The organism is Pseudomonas karstica (genome assembly GCF_009707515.1).
GTDB lineage: Bacteria > Pseudomonadota > Gammaproteobacteria > Pseudomonadales > Pseudomonadaceae > Aquipseudomonas > Aquipseudomonas karstica.
The window spans coordinates 82949-96982 of sequence record NZ_WLYI01000007.1 but is presented as its reverse complement, the minus strand read 5'-3'; the positions used below and the strand labels follow the sequence as shown (position 1 = coordinate 96982).

Annotated in this window: 17 protein-coding genes and 1 pseudogene; 9 read left to right on the top strand and 9 right to left on the bottom strand. The window is 59.0% G+C overall.

Features of this window, described 5'->3' with window-relative positions; genetic code table 11:
• Positions 1 to 130: 130 nt before the first annotated feature.
• The 3 genes from GIR22_RS07325 to GIR22_RS25930 all read left to right on the top strand — a co-directional run bounded on the left by GIR22_RS07325 (position 131) and on the right by GIR22_RS25930 (position 1189).
• Entirely contained in the window at positions 131 to 484 is a 354-nt protein-coding gene (locus GIR22_RS07325; RefSeq protein ID WP_154742681.1) for a hypothetical protein, read from the top strand.
• Positions 485 to 713: 229 nt separating this feature from the next.
• Positions 714 to 908, top strand: a complete 195-nt coding sequence (locus tag GIR22_RS07320) for a hypothetical protein (RefSeq protein ID WP_154742680.1) — start codon at positions 714 to 716, stop codon at positions 906 to 908.
• A gap of 113 nt (positions 909 to 1021) precedes the next feature.
• Positions 1022 to 1189, top strand: coding sequence for a hypothetical protein (locus GIR22_RS25930; RefSeq protein ID WP_178122143.1), 168 nt, complete (start codon positions 1022 to 1024; stop codon positions 1187 to 1189).
• Positions 1190 to 1204: 15 nt separating this feature from the next.
• Here the strand turns inward: GIR22_RS25930 and GIR22_RS07315 are convergent, their stop codons facing one another.
• The 8 genes and pseudogenes from GIR22_RS07315 to GIR22_RS07285 all read right to left on the bottom strand — a co-directional run bounded on the left by GIR22_RS07315 (position 1205) and on the right by GIR22_RS07285 (position 8428).
• Entirely contained in the window at positions 1205 to 2266 is a 1062-nt protein-coding gene (locus GIR22_RS07315) for an AI-2E family transporter (RefSeq protein ID WP_154742679.1), read from the bottom strand.
• A 204-nt stretch (positions 2267 to 2470) separates the two neighbouring features.
• Positions 2471 to 3226 carry a methyl-accepting chemotaxis protein gene (locus tag GIR22_RS26725; protein WP_377665372.1) on the bottom strand — a complete coding sequence of 252 codons (756 nt, stop codon included), beginning with the start codon at positions 3224 to 3226 and terminating at the stop codon, positions 2471 to 2473.
• A gap of 102 nt (positions 3227 to 3328) precedes the next feature.
• A pseudogene (locus GIR22_RS26720) lies at positions 3329 to 4069 on the bottom strand (cache domain-containing protein); the annotation flags it as partial.
• A gap of 155 nt (positions 4070 to 4224) precedes the next feature.
• On the bottom strand, positions 4225 to 5544 hold the full coding sequence (locus GIR22_RS07305; RefSeq protein WP_178122149.1) for a Na+/H+ antiporter NhaC family protein: 1320 nt from the start codon (positions 5542 to 5544) through the stop codon (positions 4225 to 4227).
• Between the two features lie 277 nt (positions 5545 to 5821).
• Positions 5822 to 7141: an ATP-binding protein gene (locus GIR22_RS07300; protein ID WP_178122142.1), complete on the bottom strand. Its 1320-nt coding sequence runs from the start codon at positions 7139 to 7141 to the stop codon at positions 5822 to 5824.
• Positions 7138 to 7806, bottom strand: a complete 669-nt coding sequence (locus GIR22_RS07295; protein ID WP_154742676.1) for a response regulator transcription factor — start codon at positions 7804 to 7806, stop codon at positions 7138 to 7140. The genes GIR22_RS07300 and GIR22_RS07295 overlap by 4 nt, the downstream gene beginning before the upstream one ends.
• Entirely contained in the window at positions 7806 to 8120 is a 315-nt protein-coding gene (locus GIR22_RS07290; protein WP_154742675.1) for a PepSY domain-containing protein, read from the bottom strand. Before GIR22_RS07290 ends, GIR22_RS07295 begins: the two co-directional genes overlap by 1 nt.
• Positions 8120 to 8428 carry a PepSY domain-containing protein gene (locus GIR22_RS07285; protein ID WP_154742674.1) on the bottom strand — a complete coding sequence of 103 codons (309 nt, stop codon included), beginning with the start codon at positions 8426 to 8428 and terminating at the stop codon, positions 8120 to 8122. The genes GIR22_RS07290 and GIR22_RS07285 overlap by 1 nt, the downstream gene beginning before the upstream one ends.
• Before the next feature lie 159 nt (positions 8429 to 8587).
• Here GIR22_RS07285 and GIR22_RS07280 point away from each other — a divergent pair, with 159 nt between their 5' ends.
• On the top strand, positions 8588 to 9667 hold the full coding sequence (locus tag GIR22_RS07280; protein WP_154742673.1) for a patatin-like phospholipase family protein: 1080 nt from the start codon (positions 8588 to 8590) through the stop codon (positions 9665 to 9667).
• 50 nt (positions 9668 to 9717) lie between these two features.
• Here GIR22_RS07280 and GIR22_RS07275 read toward each other — a convergent pair whose 3' ends face one another.
• Positions 9718 to 9900: a hypothetical protein gene (locus GIR22_RS07275; protein ID WP_154742672.1), complete on the bottom strand. Its 183-nt coding sequence runs from the start codon at positions 9898 to 9900 to the stop codon at positions 9718 to 9720.
• Positions 9901 to 10090: 190 nt separating this feature from the next.
• Here GIR22_RS07275 and GIR22_RS07270 point away from each other — a divergent pair, with 190 nt between their 5' ends.
• The 5 genes from GIR22_RS07270 (at position 10091) to codA (ending at position 14034) form a co-directional block, all read left to right on the top strand.
• On the top strand, positions 10091 to 10321 hold the full coding sequence (locus tag GIR22_RS07270; RefSeq protein ID WP_154742738.1) for an AlpA family phage regulatory protein: 231 nt from the start codon (positions 10091 to 10093) through the stop codon (positions 10319 to 10321).
• A gap of 44 nt (positions 10322 to 10365) precedes the next feature.
• The gene (queD, locus tag GIR22_RS07265; RefSeq protein ID WP_003190259.1) at positions 10366 to 10722 is read left to right on the top strand and encodes a 6-carboxytetrahydropterin synthase QueD; all 357 of its coding nucleotides are present in this window, start codon (positions 10366 to 10368) and stop codon (positions 10720 to 10722) included.
• A gap of 76 nt (positions 10723 to 10798) precedes the next feature.
• Positions 10799 to 11422 carry an NUDIX hydrolase gene (locus GIR22_RS07260; protein ID WP_154742670.1) on the top strand — a complete coding sequence of 208 codons (624 nt, stop codon included), beginning with the start codon at positions 10799 to 10801 and terminating at the stop codon, positions 11420 to 11422.
• Between the two features lie 67 nt (positions 11423 to 11489).
• A complete protein-coding gene (codB, locus tag GIR22_RS07255) occupies positions 11490 to 12758 on the top strand; it encodes a cytosine permease (RefSeq protein WP_154742669.1) in 1269 nt (422 codons plus the stop codon).
• 40 nt (positions 12759 to 12798) lie between these two features.
• Positions 12799 to 14034, top strand: coding sequence for a cytosine deaminase (gene codA, locus GIR22_RS07250; RefSeq protein WP_154742668.1), 1236 nt, complete (start codon positions 12799 to 12801; stop codon positions 14032 to 14034).

Below are 14034 nucleotides of genomic sequence, written 5' to 3'. Positions count from 1 at the left end.
GTACAGACCTTACACAACATTTACCTAAAGGCCGTGCTGTTTTTCAGAAAGACACTGTCTTAAAAGTATCCCCGCGACAATCCTTGAATCTATTGATTGCAGACCACAAGCGCAGGGGACTAACCGAGGAATGACCATGATTCGTAAAATCCCCAGGATCGCCTTGCTTATCGGTGCACTCGCTGTAGCAGGTCAAGCCAGCGCCCACGGTGGTGGTTGGGGTGGCCCGGCCGTCATTGGTGCGGTTGTCGGTGCCGCTGTCGTGGGTACGGTAATTGCCAGCCAGTCGCGACCGGTTTACGTGCAGCAACCGGTGTATGTCCAACCGCAGCCGGTATATGCCGCGCCACCACCGGTCTACTACGCTCCTCCGCCACCGGTGTATGTGCAGCAGCAGGTTTATTACCGCCCGGCGCCGGTCTATTACGGCCCACCGCGTGGTTACTATGGCCCTCACCAAGGCTACTACCGTCGTGGCTGGTAACAAAAGCTGAAACACCTGAACAAGCCTCGCAGCACATGCGGGGCTTTTTTGGCCGCCTGGTCTGAATAAATCTTGCCAAGGTCGTTATCAGGACAGCGGTTGTGACTGAATCCAACATCATAGAGCGTAATATCCACTTGCCCTATCCAGGCAGGCGCTGTCATGTTTGTGTCATGACAGGCTCCCACTATCAAAAGTGTCCACCCAATAACAACAAGGACGGCCGCCCATGCCTACACAAAACCCGCACCGTACTGCCGGCCTCTGCACATCCAGCAAGGTCTACAGTGCCTTGACCGAACTCAAGCACCTGGAAGGCCACCGCTGTGCCAAGTTCCTGTCGTTGCTGGCGCAAAACCTGGTGCACAAGGGGCTGCTCAACGAACAGGAAGTGGTGCACATGCTCGATCAAGTGGTCGAGTGATCGCAACCACGCACCAATGCCCCGGTAACGGTGATGTCGACTATCGAGCAGGGTGATTTTTCCTTAAGGCCGGTGAACCGTAAGGTGACCTCCATAGAGTAATGGAGGCCAATATGCCCACTGTCCAAATCATGTCCGTCATCGGCAGCGCGGTTCCCGCGCCCCTCAGAGAACAGGGCCTGCTCGCCTGCTGGTACCTGGTACGCAATGGCGAGCCCATCAGCGGCCCGCTCACCTCACTGCCAGATGCCCAGAAGCAGCTGCAAGCTACAAGCCACTAGCTCAAAGCTTGAAGCTCAAGGCAATATCACCCTCGGCTTGGCTTCGACAAACAGCGCCCAACTGGATATGAACAGTGCGGCAATCAGCGGCCCGATGACAAATCCGTTGAGGCCAAAGATCGCGAGCCCGCCCAGGGTCGAGATCAGGATCAGGTAGTCAGGCATTTTGGTGTCCTTACCCACCAGGATCGGTCTTAGCAGGTTGTCCACCAGGCCGATGACAAACACCCCGAACAGCACCAGCACTACGCCTTGCCAGATCGAACCACTGAGCAAAAAGTAGACTGCCACCGGTACCCAGACAATACCGGCACCCACCGCCGGCAATAGTGATAGAAACGCCATTAGCACCGCCCAGAGCAACGCGCTGGGAATGTCCAGGAACCAGAAGATCAAGCCGCCCAAGACCCCTTGAGTGACGGCCACTAAAACGTTGCCCTTGACCGTGGCACGCACCACCCGGTTGAACTTGAGCTGCAACCGTCGCTTTTGCGGCTCGGCCAACGGCACCGCCGTGCGCACCTTACGCACCAGTTGGGGGCCATCGCGCAGCAGGAAGAACAGCAAATACAACATGACAAAAAAGCTCACCAGGAAGTCAAAAGTCCCCTGCCCGAAGCTGAACGCCTGGGTAGCGAAAAATTGGCTGCCTTGCATGGCTCCCTTGACGATCTTTTCCCGCAACCCCTCCAGGTTTCCCATGCCAAAGCGGTCCAGCAGGTGCTGGAAGTATGACGGCAACACGTTCTTGAATTGCTCAAGGTAGCCAGCGATGTCCAGCTTGCCGCTCTCGATGTTCTTGTAAAGTATCGCCCCTTCCTGCACCAGCAAGGTGCTGGTGATGATCACCGGTAAAATGGCGACCACCAGGCAAGCACTCAAGGTGCACAGCGACGTCAGATTGCGGTTCCAGCCGAACCGCACCTGCAAGCGCCGCTGCATCGGCGCGAAGATAATCCCCAGAATGATTGCCCAGAACACCGCGCCATAGAACGGCAGCAGAATCCAGAAGAAAGCGATAGTCACCAGGACCAGTAGTAGCACCAGGGTTTTGAATTGCAGGTTGGTTTGGTTCATGTTCGATCCGTGGCAGAAAAACACAGGAAGCCCAGCGCCCCTTGGTATTTAGTCCACTGCAAATCCCGCGAGTGCCCTTTTCTTTAGATACCCAGATCAATAACGCCTGCCCTGCGCCCAGGACAAGCGTTTCTACGGGGTGGTCAATGTCGCGCCTCACAACGCCAGACCGATGAGTTTTCTCAAAGACCGAGAACCGAGGGGTCAGATCCTGAACTGCCCCACCAACTTGCCCAGCCGCTGGCCCAGGTCCGCCAGGCTGCGAGAGGTCTGTGCGCCCAACTGGGTTTCATCGGCCACGCTGTCTACCGCCACGGCAATCTGATGCACGCTGCGGTTGATCTCTTCAGCTACGGCAGTCTGCTCTTCGGCAGCGCTGGCAATCTGTGCGTTCATCGAGTTGATGGTGCCAATCAACTGAGCCATGGTGTCCAGGGACGCCCCGGCTTCATTGGCCTGGGCCGAGGTGCCATCGCCGGCGTCGCTGGAGCGGCGCATGGATTCCACGGCGGCCTCGGTGCCTTTTTGCAGGCGGTCGATCATGCCCTGGATTTCCTGGGTGCTTTGCTGGGTCCGACTGGCAAGGGCCCGCACTTCATCGGCTACTACCGCAAAACCACGCCCGGCCTCGCCTGCCCGCGCCGCTTCAATCGCTGCGTTGAGGGCCAGCAGGTTGGTCTGCTCGGCAATCGAACGGATCACTCCGAGGACGCTGACAATCGAGGATACATCCTGCTGCAAACTGTCCAGGGATACGCCGCTGCTGCGAATGTCGCTGACCAGCGCATGAATCTGCGCAATGCTGCCATCCACCACACGCTTGGCGGCCTGGCCTTCGGCGTCGGTCTGCTGCGCCGCAACGGCCGCGCCCTGGGCACTGCGGGCCACTTCATGGGCGGCCGAAGACATCTCATTGATGGCGGTAGCCACTTGATCAGTCTCCTGGCGCTGGCGTTCCATTGCCTGTTCCGAGCGATGGGCCTGGTCGGCCACCTGGCTGACCAGGCCCGTGAGCTGCGAGGTCATCTCGGTAATCTGGCGCACCAGGCCGTGGATCTTGTCGACAAACCGGTTGAACGAGCCCGCCAGCTCTCCCAGCTCATCCTGACTGGTAATTGCCAGGCGCCGGGTCAAGTCGCCCTCACCCGCGGCAATGTCATCGAGGTTGACCTTCATCAGGTGCAGCGGCCGCAAGATGGTATTGGCCACCAGCATGCCCACGGAGGCAATCACCAGCACCACCACCACGGCGATCCCGATAATGCTCAGTAGCACACCGTCCAGGCGATCGTTCACCTTGGCCTCGACTTCGGCGACCTGGGCGTCAATACCGTCCAGGTTCACCGAGGAACCAATGACCATGTCCCACTTGGGCAGGTACTCGGTATAACCCAGCTTGGGTACCAGCTCGGTTTGACCCGGCAGGGTCGAGCTGTATTGCAAATAATGGGTGCCGTCCTTGCCCACTTTCACCAAGTCCCGGTTGACATAAACACCGTTGGGATCCTGGTTACCCTTGAAGCTCTTGCCCACGCCGTCGGGGCTATTGCCCTTGAACAAGCGAATGGTTTCGGAGTCGTAGCCGAAGAAATAGCCATCCTTTCCGTAACCGGTGTTGGACAGCAACTTGACCACCTGCGTCCGCGCCGCCGTATCACCCGGCGCCGCGGCATCATAGATTGGCTTGATGGTGGTCAGGGCTACCTGCACATAACTTTGCAAGGTGGCCTTGGCGTCATTGAGCAAGTCTTGACGGGTCTCTTCGACCTCTTTATGGGCTTGCTCCTGGAGAATCCATACCATGGTCAAGCTGATGACCACGGCGAACAGCAAGACAGGCAATACCGCAAGGGACAACACTTTGGCCTTCAGGCTAAGGCGCATGGCTTTTCTCTCTTATAGGGGCAACTTGAGAGGTTAACGGCCAGGCGCACAAAAACTGTAGGACCGAAGGAGCATCACAGGGTCAATGCGGCAAACCAGCCAAAGGCCAGCAATGGCAGGTTGTAGTGCAGGAACGTTGGCACCACGGTGTCCCAGATATGGTGATGCTGACCATCGACGTTCAAACCCGAGGTCGGCCCCAGTGTGGAATCGGATGCCGGCGAGCCTGCATCACCCAAGGCCCCGGCAGTCCCGACGATACACACGATGGCCAGCGGGCTGAACCCCAGTTGCACACACAACGGCACGAAGATCGCCGCCAGAATCGGTACGGTGGAGAACGACGAGCCAATGCCCATGGTCACCAACAACCCCACCAGCAACATCAACAAGGCGCCCATTGGGCGGCTATGACCGATAAGCGCGGCGGACGCTTCTACCAGGGCCTGTACCTCACCGGTGGCCTTGAGTACTTCGGCAAAACCCGAGGCGGCGATCATGATAAAACCGATCATCGCCATCATCTTCATGCCTTCGGTAAACAGGTCATCGGTTTCGCGCCAACGCACAATGCCCGACACCGAGAAAATCAGGAACCCGGCCAGGGCGCCGATGATCATCGAGTCCAGCCACAACTGAATAATGAACGCCGAGGCAATCGCCAGGCCAGCCACCAGAAGGGTCAAGGGGTTGTATTGCACCACGACCTGTTCGACCCGTTCGATTTTTTCCAGGTCGTACACGCGTTTCTTGCGGTAGCTGATAAAGACTGCCACCAGCAGGCCGAACACCATGCCCAGCGCCGGGAGGCCCATGGCATGGGTGACGTTGACCTGACTGATATCCACGCCGCTCTTGGCGACGTTAGCCAGTAGGATCTGATTGAGAAAGATATTACCGAAGCCCACGGGCAGGAACATGTAGGGAGTGATCAAGCCGAAGGTCATGACGCAGGCGATCAAGCGGCGGTCCAGCTGCAGCTTGGTCAGCACATATAACAGCGGTGGCACCAACAGTGGGATAAAGGCGATGTGGATCGGCAGAATGTTCTGCGAGGCAATGGCAACTACCCCGAGCAGGCCGATCAACAGCCACTTTACGTGGCTACCACCGTTGGTCTCCTGGCGGCCCACCAGCAGCAAGGCCTTGTCCGCCAGGGCATGGGCCAGGCCTGACTTGGCAATCGCAACCGCGAAAGCACCGAGCAACGCGTAGGACAACGCCACGGTAGCGCCGCCTCCAAGGCCACTGTTGAACGCCTTGAGCGTCGCATCGATGCCCAGGCCACCGGTCAGGCCACCCACGAGGGCACCGACAATAATAGCGATGACCACATGCACGCGGGACAGGCTGAGCACCAGCATGGTGCCGACCGCGGCGATTACTGCATTAATCATGGTTACCTCAAGACAGAAAGCTATGAAACAGCAAAACACGGGCATGCCTGCGCCAGGGCAGCGTCGCGAGCGACTGCCGGAATGCAGGCTTAAAAAGCGTTTTATTAGAGGGCGCGCACTTTGCAGCAGGCGGGGCGTCATGTCAAAGACGAAGACCTGTCCAACCAGCAGTTGGGGTTGATGGATCAGTTCAAGGTTTGATTGGCCGACATAAAACGTCTTTATGGCGAAAACCCTATAGGGGAGCCGGGACCCACAATACAACCAGGGAAACTCAGCCCTGGCGCCTCGGCAACTCAATCACCACCTTCAATCCACCCCACTCGCTTTCCTGCAAGTGCAACCGCCCGCCCCACACCTCGACGATATCCCGCACGATACCCAGCCCCAGGCCATGGCCAGCGGTCTGTTCATCCAGGCGTGTGCCACGACTGAACACCTGGTCGCGCTGGGACTCGGGAATGCCCGGACCATCGTCCTCGACACTCAGGCGAAAACCATCCTCAACTTCATCGATGCGAAGTACCACCTCGGCATCCGCCCATTTGCAGGCGTTATCCAACAAATTGCCCAGCAGTTCCAGCAAGTCTTCGCGGTCCCAGGGTAAGCACAGGCCAGGCCGTGCGCGATAACTCAACTCCAGATGCTCGCCGTGGATCATGTTCAAGGTCGCCAGCAAACCCGGCAATTCCCCATCGCAGTCAAACAAGGCGCCGGGCAAGGTCTCGCCAGCCAGGCGTGCGCGATTGAGTTCACGGTTGAGTCGTTGTTTGATTTGCTCAAGCTGCTCGCGCAAGAGTTTGCTCACGTGTGGATGATCCTTGAGCTGCTCACTGGATGCCACGCTCAGCAACACCGCCAATGGGGTTTTCAAGGCATGACCGAGATTGCCCAGGGCATTGCGCGAACGCTTCAGACTGTCTTCGGTATGGGCCAGCAAATGGTTGATCTGAGCCACCAGGGGCTCAAGCTCCAAAGGCACCTGGGTGCCCAGTTGCGAACGCTGTCCTTGCTGTAGTTGGGCAATCTGTTCGCGGGCGGTTTCCAGGGGGCGCAGAGCCCGGCGCACAGTGACACGTTGCAGGATCAGGATCAGCAACAGCGCCGCCAACCCGAGGACCAGGCCAATCTGACGCATCAGGCGAAAGCTCTCCCTGACCGGCGTGTAATCCTGGGCCACGCTGATGGAAATCGCTCGTCCGAAGCGCTTGTAATCCGAGCGCAACACCAGCAGTTGCTGGCCTTCCGGTCCTAGTTGCAGGTTGCCCTTGAGCCCGGCCTGAGGCAATTGCGGCAGTTCCTGGTCCCACAACGAGCGAGATCGCCAATGGGCGTCGGGAAAGTCAATCCGGAAATAGTGCCCGGAAAACGGGCGCTGATAAGCCGGTGACAGTCGCTGCTCATCCAGTTGCACACCCGTAGGCCCCCGCACCAGCGCGACCAGCAGGTTTTCGCTGTCGTTGCGCAAACCCGCTTCCAGGTAGCGCTGCAAGCCCATTTCAAACAGCCACAGGCTGGTTTGTGCCAGCACCAGGCCAATGATCACCATGACGCTGACCAACCCCAGGCTCAACCGCCGCTGAATGGACTTCACGCCTTACTGGCGCCAAACAGGTAGCCCTGGCCGCGGCGGGTTTCGATCACGCTACGGCCCAGCTTGCGTCGCAGGTGGTTGACGTGGACCTCCAGCACGTTGGAGTCGCGTTCGGTTTCACCGTCGTATAAATGTTCGGCCAAGTGGCTTTTAGACAGAATCTGCTCGGGGTGCAGCATGAAATAACGCAACAAGCGAAACTCGGCGGCGGTCAGCTGGATTTCCGTACCCTCGCGAATGACGCACTGGCGCCCCTCGTCGAGATGCAAGCCGGCGGCCTGCAGGGTCGGCTGGTTAGCTTGGCCGTGGGAGCGACGCAGCAAGGCCTGGATACGCAGGTGCAGCTCTTCGGGATGAAAGGGTTTGCTCAGGTAATCGTCGGCACCGGCCTTGAGCCCTTCGATGCGTTCGGCCCAGGAGTCGCGCGCGGTCAGGATCAAGACCGGCGTGGCCAACCCGGCTGCGCGCCATTGGGCCAGGACTTCCAACCCAGGTAACCCGGGCAGGCCAAGGTCGAGAATGATCAAGTCATAAGGCTCGCTGCGCCCCTGATAAGCCGCATCGCGCCCATCCGCCAGCCAGTCGACGGCATACCCCTGGCGCTGGAGACCGGCCAACACTTCATCGGCCAAGGGTACGTTGTCTTCCACCAGAAGCAGGCGCATCAATCATCTTCCTTATCTTTGAGCAGGGCGCCAGAGGTCGCGTCCAACTTGATTTCCCGAACCACGCCCTCGGTGGTGACAAGCTCCACTTCATAGGCGTACTGCCCGTGTTTTTTCTCAAGCTCGGCCTCCAATAGCCTGGACCCGGGATGACGTGCCATGGCCTGCTGCAGCAGTTGCTCCAGCGGCAGAATCACACCTTGCTGGCGCAGCGCCAAGGCTTCGTCCTGATTGAGGTCCCTGGCTGCCAGGCTTGAGCAAAAAACCAGGAGCACCAACGCCGCCCGACTGCCGGCGCGTAGATTTACCTTCATTACGTATCCTGATGGTTCTTGAGAACTTGCCCGGTGAGCACATCTAACTCCACGTCCCACTCGACACCATTGGCGTCGCGCAATTCGACCTGATAAAGGTACCTGCCGTACTCCTCGTCCAGATCGGTTTCCTGCAACATGGAGCCGGGATGCAGGGCCAACGCCGTGGCCTCAAGCTGATCGAACGCAACAATAGTAACAGCGCCGGGCAGTTTCAGCGCTTCGTCGGGCCCCACATCCCGGGCCTGTGCCAGACCGGCGGCCGAAGCAATGATACTGGCGGCGGCCAGTGCTGTGAGGAATTTCATGATAAGTCTCCGTTTCAGGATGTTGTTCCTACGCAGAGCACGGTAACCATCGCAACTTAACTGAAACTGAATTGCCACCATGGCAATTCCCGAAAACCCCCTTGCCTTCCACTGGCCAAGTCTTTCTATACTGCCCTGCTCGCTCCCACAGAGACCGGTATGACGGCTATTCACATCAAGTACCCAGCCCTGACGCTCAAAGCCGGCAAACGCGCCTTTTCGCGTATTCGCGAACATGGCTTGAAGCCGGCGGACGTCGGTATTCTGCCTGGCGCTGCCGGAGGGCCAAAAGCCTTGGGAATCCAAGGCATGGACCTCGCACTGTTTGGCGACTGGCTGCCTCGGGCACCTCGTCAGCGCTCGCTGATCGGCGCGTCCATCGGCTCTTGGCGCTTTGCCAGCGCCTGCCTGCCCAACCCGGTACAAGGCCTGCTTGATCTGGGTCGCTTATATAACGAGCAAAGCTTTGCCAAGGGCGTGACCATGGCCGAGGTCAGCCAGAGCTGCAAGCGCATGCTCGACGACTTGCTGGCCGGGCGCGACGCCACGCTACTGGATAACCCCGACTATCGACTGAATATCGTCGTGGTCAAAAGCCACGGCCTGCTCGCCGACGACCATCGGGGCCGCCTGGGTCTTGGATTGTCATCGGTGATCCTCGACAACTTGCGAGGCCGCGCGCGGTTGGCCCGACATTTCGAACGGCTGATCATCCACGATCCACGCCAGGCCCCACCGCTGCATCCGCTCAAGGATTTCCCGTCACGCTTGCTTCACCTGGAATTGACCAATCTGCGCCAGGCGTTGCTGGCGTCCGGTTCGATTCCGATGGTGATGCAAGGGGTGCGCGACCTGCCGGGCGCAGGCACAGGCACCTACCGCGACGGCGGTTTGCTGGACTATCACCTCGACTTGCCCTACCACGGCGATGACATCGTGCTCTACCCGCACTTCACCGACCGCGTGATCCCCGGCTGGTTCGACAAAGGCCTGCCCTGGCGGCGCGCCAATCAGCAAGGTTTGCAGGACGTGCTGCTAGTGGCCCCTTCTCGGGAATACCTGGCCCGCCTACCCTACGGCAAACTACCGGATCGCAGTGACTTCAAGCGTTTCATGGGGGATGACCCGAGCCGCCACACCTATTGGCAAACGGCAATGAGCGAAAGCCGGCGGCTGGGGGATGAGTTTCTGCGCTTGGCGGATAACGGCGGCCTGGGCGAACGACTGCTGGCTCTCTGACCCCGGCACAAGGCGCAAGCTGTCGAGTGCCGGCACCGTTCGGTAATCCTTCAGTGAGCCTTCAGGGGCTCAGTCGTCTCTACGATCACGACCGCGATCATGCCGCCGATCATTGTCACCACGATCGTATCCATGGTCATTCCCGCGATCATCATGCCCTCGGTCGTATCCACGACCCTGGTGGTCCCGATCGTGCCTTTCTCCACCGTCACGGTGATGCCCGCAGCCGACAAGCAGGATAGAACCTGATACAGCTAAGAAAATCATTACTGCGCGCTTCATTTGTCATCCTTAAAGTAGGGTCAGAGCTCATACAAAGGTAAGAGTATGAATTGGCTCAATAATTCATTTGCGAAATACAGCAGGCAAAAAATCCGGATCCAAAGCGCTGAATGACAGCGCTCTCCCTTCACATCATCAAGACTGCGGGGCCTACAGCGGGCGAATCGTTTCCTGCACCTCTATGAGGGGCTTCATACCAACGGCCTTGGGAAGATCACTGTTTATCGCAGGATCAGGGAAGGAAGATTCCCGAAACAGGTTAGAATAGGTCCCAATTCGGTCGCCTGGCGCCAGTCGGCAATCTCACAATGGATAGCCACTGCACCCCTGGCAACGACCAATCAGTACATTGATCAGTACACCAAACACTGACAATCGCCTACAACCCAAGCAACTCAAGCCATACAGGTCACACCGTGGAAATTTTCAAAGAGTTTACCTTCGAGTCCGCCCACCGCCTGCCCCACGTGCCCGAAGGTCACAAATGCGGGCGCCTGCACGGCCACTCGTTCAAGGTGGCCATCCACCTGAGCGGCGACCTCGACCCGCACACCGGCTGGATCCGTGACTTCTCGGAGATCAAGGCGATTTTCAAGCCGCTCTACGAGCGCCTCGACCACAACTACCTCAATGACATTCCTGGCCTGGAAAACCCTACCAGCGAAGTACTGGCCAAGTGGATCTGGAATGAATTGAAACCACTGCTGCCCGAGCTCAGCGCGATTCGCATCCATGAGACGTGCACCAGTGGCTGCATTTATCGCGGCGAGTAAGTCGGCGCTGTGGAACGGGGCGCAAGGTTCAGCTTGAAGCGCTCGCCATCGCCTTCAGGCACTCAAGGAACCCATCATGGAAAACACCTGGCTGGCCCACGCCAAACGCTTGCAGGCCATCGCCTCCACCGGTCTGCATTTCTGCAAGGACGATTTCGACCGCGAACGCCTCGAAGAGATCGCGCACATTGCCAATAGCATGCTGGCACAGCTGGGCAACGTGCCTGTGGAACGCATCACCGGGCTGGTTTCGGATTTCGCCAAGCGTTATTCGACACCCATGCTCGATGTGCGTGGTGCAGTGATTGAGGGCGACCGCATCCTGTTGGTGCGGGAATTGACCGACGGCTGCTGGGCGCTGCCTGGCGGTTATGCCGATATCGGCTTGTCAGCAGCTGAAAACATCGTCAAGGAAATCCGCGAAGAGGCCGGATTAACCGTGACGGCGCGGGCGCTGTACAGTGTCACCCACAAAGCCAAGGGTTTGTACAAACCGGATACCCGGGACTTCTACAAGCTGTACTTCCTGTGTGAGCGTATTGATCAAGCCCAACCCGTGGCGGGCTTCGAGACCACGGATGTCGGTTTCTTCAGTCTGGACGACCTGCCACCGCTGTCCCGAGGCCGGACCATCGAGAGTGATCTTGAGGCAGCGTTTGCTTTTCATCGCGGTGAGACAACCCACACCTTGTTTGATTGACCCCTTCCCCCTGAAGTTGGCACGAGCGGTGCAACGCAGCTGCGCCAGTCACTCAGGGAGAAGACACATGACGCAGCACGAAGCGGGCAACGATTACCCCCTCAGCGAGGTCCCCATGCATGCGCGCAAAGGCCTTGCGTCCACGGCCATGGTGCTGCTGGGTTTCACCTTTTTTACCGCCACCATGTTTGCCGGCGGCAAGCTGGGGGTGGCCTTCAGTTTTACTCAAATGCTCGGTGTCGTGGCCCTGGGTAACCTGTTGTTGGGTATCTATGCCGCAGGCCTGGGTTACATCGCCTTCAAAAGTGGTTTGAACTCGGTGCTGATGGGGCGCTTCTGCTTCGGCGAAGTCGGCAGCAAACTGAGCGACCTGATCCTTGGTTTTACCCAGATTGGTTGGTACGCCTGGGGCACCGCCACCGCCGCCGTGGTTCTGGGCAAATATTTCGAATTGAGCCAGGGTAGCGTGCTGGCACTGATGGTGCTGTTCGGCTTGCTGTTCTGCGCCACGGCCTACGTGGGCTATCGCGGGCTGGAGATTCTGTCTTATATCGCCGTGCCAGCCATGGGTCTTCTGCTATTGCTGTCGATATGGGTTGCCACTGTGAAAGTCGGTGGGCTGGATGGCTTGCTGGCGGTGGTACCGAGCGGCGAACTGGATATATCGACTGCCATTACCCTCGTGTTCGGCACCTTTGTCAGCGGCGCCACCCAGGCCACCAACTGGACGCGGTTTTCCCGTTCGGCCCGGGTGGCCGTGCTGGCCAGCCTGATTGGCTTCTTCATCGGCAATGGCTTGATGGTACTGATCGGTGCCTATGGCGCCATCGTCTATCAACAGCCGGATGTGGTGGAAGTATTGCTGCTGCAAGGCTTTGCCATGGCAGCGATGGCCATGCTGCTGCTCAACATCTGGAGCACCCAGGACAACACCATCTACAACTTCGCTGTCGCCGGCTGCAACCTGCTGCGCACCCGTCGCCGTAAAACCGTGACGCTCGTCGGCGCAGTGATCGGTACGCTGTTGGCGCTGCTGGGCATGTACGACATGCTGGTGCCCTACCTGATCCTGCTGGGCACGGTGATTCCGCCGATTGGCGGGGTCATCATGGCGGACTTCTTCTATCGGTATCGAGGCCACTATCCACGATTGGCCGATACACGCTTGCCGGCATTCAACTGGCCTGGGTTGCTGGCCTATGCCGTCGGCACGGTCCTGGCGTTCAACTCGCCGTGGGTGGCACCGTTGGTGGGAATTGTCGCCGCGTCGTTGACCTACATCGTACTCACCGCTGTACTACGGGTGCGGACGCCACTGGCTGATGTCCAGGCATAATGAAACACCTGATTGCTTTTTGCCCAAGAGGAACTTGCCCATGCATATCATCAACGCACGCCTGCGCAACCGTGAAGGCCTGCATGATCTGCACCTGGAACACGGCCGGATCGCCAGCATCACCCCACAAGGCGCTACGCCGGCAGCGGGTCCGGGTGACCTGGACGCCGCCGGTAATCTGGTCGTCCCGCCCTTCGTCGAGCCACACATCCACCTCGACGCCACCCTCACCGCCGGCGAGCCTCGCTGGAACATGAGCGGGACGCTGTTCGAGGGCATAGAGTGCTGGGGCGAACGCAAGACCACCATTACCCTTGAAGACACCAAGAGCCGCGCCAAGAAAACCATCCAGGCCCTGGCCGCCCACGGCATCCAGCACGTACGCACCCACGTCGACGTCACCGACCCAAACCTCACTGCCCTCAAGGCGATGCTGGAAGTACGCGAGGAAAGTACCCATCTGATCGACCTGCAAATCGTCGCGTTTCCCCAGGAAGGCATCGAGTCCTACCGCAATGGCCGCGAACTGATGGAAGAAGCCATTCGCCTGGGGGCAGATGTGATTGGCGGCATCCCGCATTTTGAATACACCCGTGACCAGGGCGTCAGTTCGGTGAAGTACCTGATGGACCTGGCCGAGCGCACCGGTTGCCTGGTGGACGTGCATTGTGATGAAACCGACGACCCTCACTCGCGCTTTCTGGAAGTACTGGCCGAAGAAGCCCGCAGCCGTGACATGGGCGCGCGGGTCACCGCCAGCCACACCACGGCCATGGGCTCTTACGACAATGCCTACTGCGCCAAGCTGTTCCGCCTGTTGGGGCACTCGGGTATCAGTTTCGTCTCCTGCCCCACCGAAAGCATCCACCTGCAGGGCCGCTTCGACAGCTTCCCGAAACGCCGTGGCGTGACACGGGTCAACGAACTGCTGGAGGCCGGTATGAACGTCTGTTTTGGCCAGGACTCCATCGTCGATCCGTGGTACCCCCTGGGTAACGGCAACATCCTGCGGGTGTTGGAGGCCGGTTTGCATATCTGTCATATGCTCGGCTACCGCAACCTGCAAAATGCCCTGGACCTGGTCACCGACAACAGCGCCAAAGCCATGGCCCTGGGTGATCGTTATGGCCTGGAGCCTGGACGCCCGGCGAACATGCTGATCCTTTCCGCCGACAGCGACTATGAAGTGATTCGCAGCCAAGGCCTGGCGTTGTATTCGATTCGCGGGGGCCAGGTGCTGATGAAGCGGCAGCCAGCCCAGGTGGAGTTCTTGTAG

What these genes read in the sequence shown, in the direction of transcription:
- GIR22_RS07325 (WP_154742681.1), top strand. Translation starts at nt 131, where the DNA reads ATGACCATGATTCGTAAAATCCCCAGGATCGCCTTGCTTATCGGTGCA.
- GIR22_RS07320 (WP_154742680.1), top strand. Translation starts at nt 714, where the DNA reads ATGCCTACACAAAACCCGCACCGTACTGCCGGCCTCTGCACATCCAGC.
- GIR22_RS25930 (WP_178122143.1), top strand. Translation starts at nt 1,022, where the DNA reads ATGCCCACTGTCCAAATCATGTCCGTCATCGGCAGCGCGGTTCCCGCG.
- GIR22_RS07315 (WP_154742679.1), bottom strand. Translation starts at nt 2,266, where the DNA reads ATGAACCAAACCAACCTGCAATTCAAAACCCTGGTGCTACTACTGGTC.
- GIR22_RS26725 (WP_377665372.1), bottom strand. Translation starts at nt 3,226, where the DNA reads ATGGAACGCCAGCGCCAGGAGACTGATCAAGTGGCTACCGCCATCAAT.
- GIR22_RS07295 (WP_154742676.1), bottom strand. Translation starts at nt 7,806, where the DNA reads ATGCGCCTGCTTCTGGTGGAAGACAACGTACCCTTGGCCGATGAAGTG.
- GIR22_RS07290 (WP_154742675.1), bottom strand. Translation starts at nt 8,120, where the DNA reads ATGAAGGTAAATCTACGCGCCGGCAGTCGGGCGGCGTTGGTGCTCCTG.
- GIR22_RS07285 (WP_154742674.1), bottom strand. Translation starts at nt 8,428, where the DNA reads ATGAAATTCCTCACAGCACTGGCCGCCGCCAGTATCATTGCTTCGGCC.
- GIR22_RS07280 (WP_154742673.1), top strand. Translation starts at nt 8,588, where the DNA reads ATGACGGCTATTCACATCAAGTACCCAGCCCTGACGCTCAAAGCCGGC.
- GIR22_RS07260 (WP_154742670.1), top strand. Translation starts at nt 10,799, where the DNA reads ATGGAAAACACCTGGCTGGCCCACGCCAAACGCTTGCAGGCCATCGCC.
- codB (WP_154742669.1), top strand. Translation starts at nt 11,490, where the DNA reads ATGACGCAGCACGAAGCGGGCAACGATTACCCCCTCAGCGAGGTCCCC.
- codA (WP_154742668.1), top strand. Translation starts at nt 12,799, where the DNA reads ATGCATATCATCAACGCACGCCTGCGCAACCGTGAAGGCCTGCATGAT.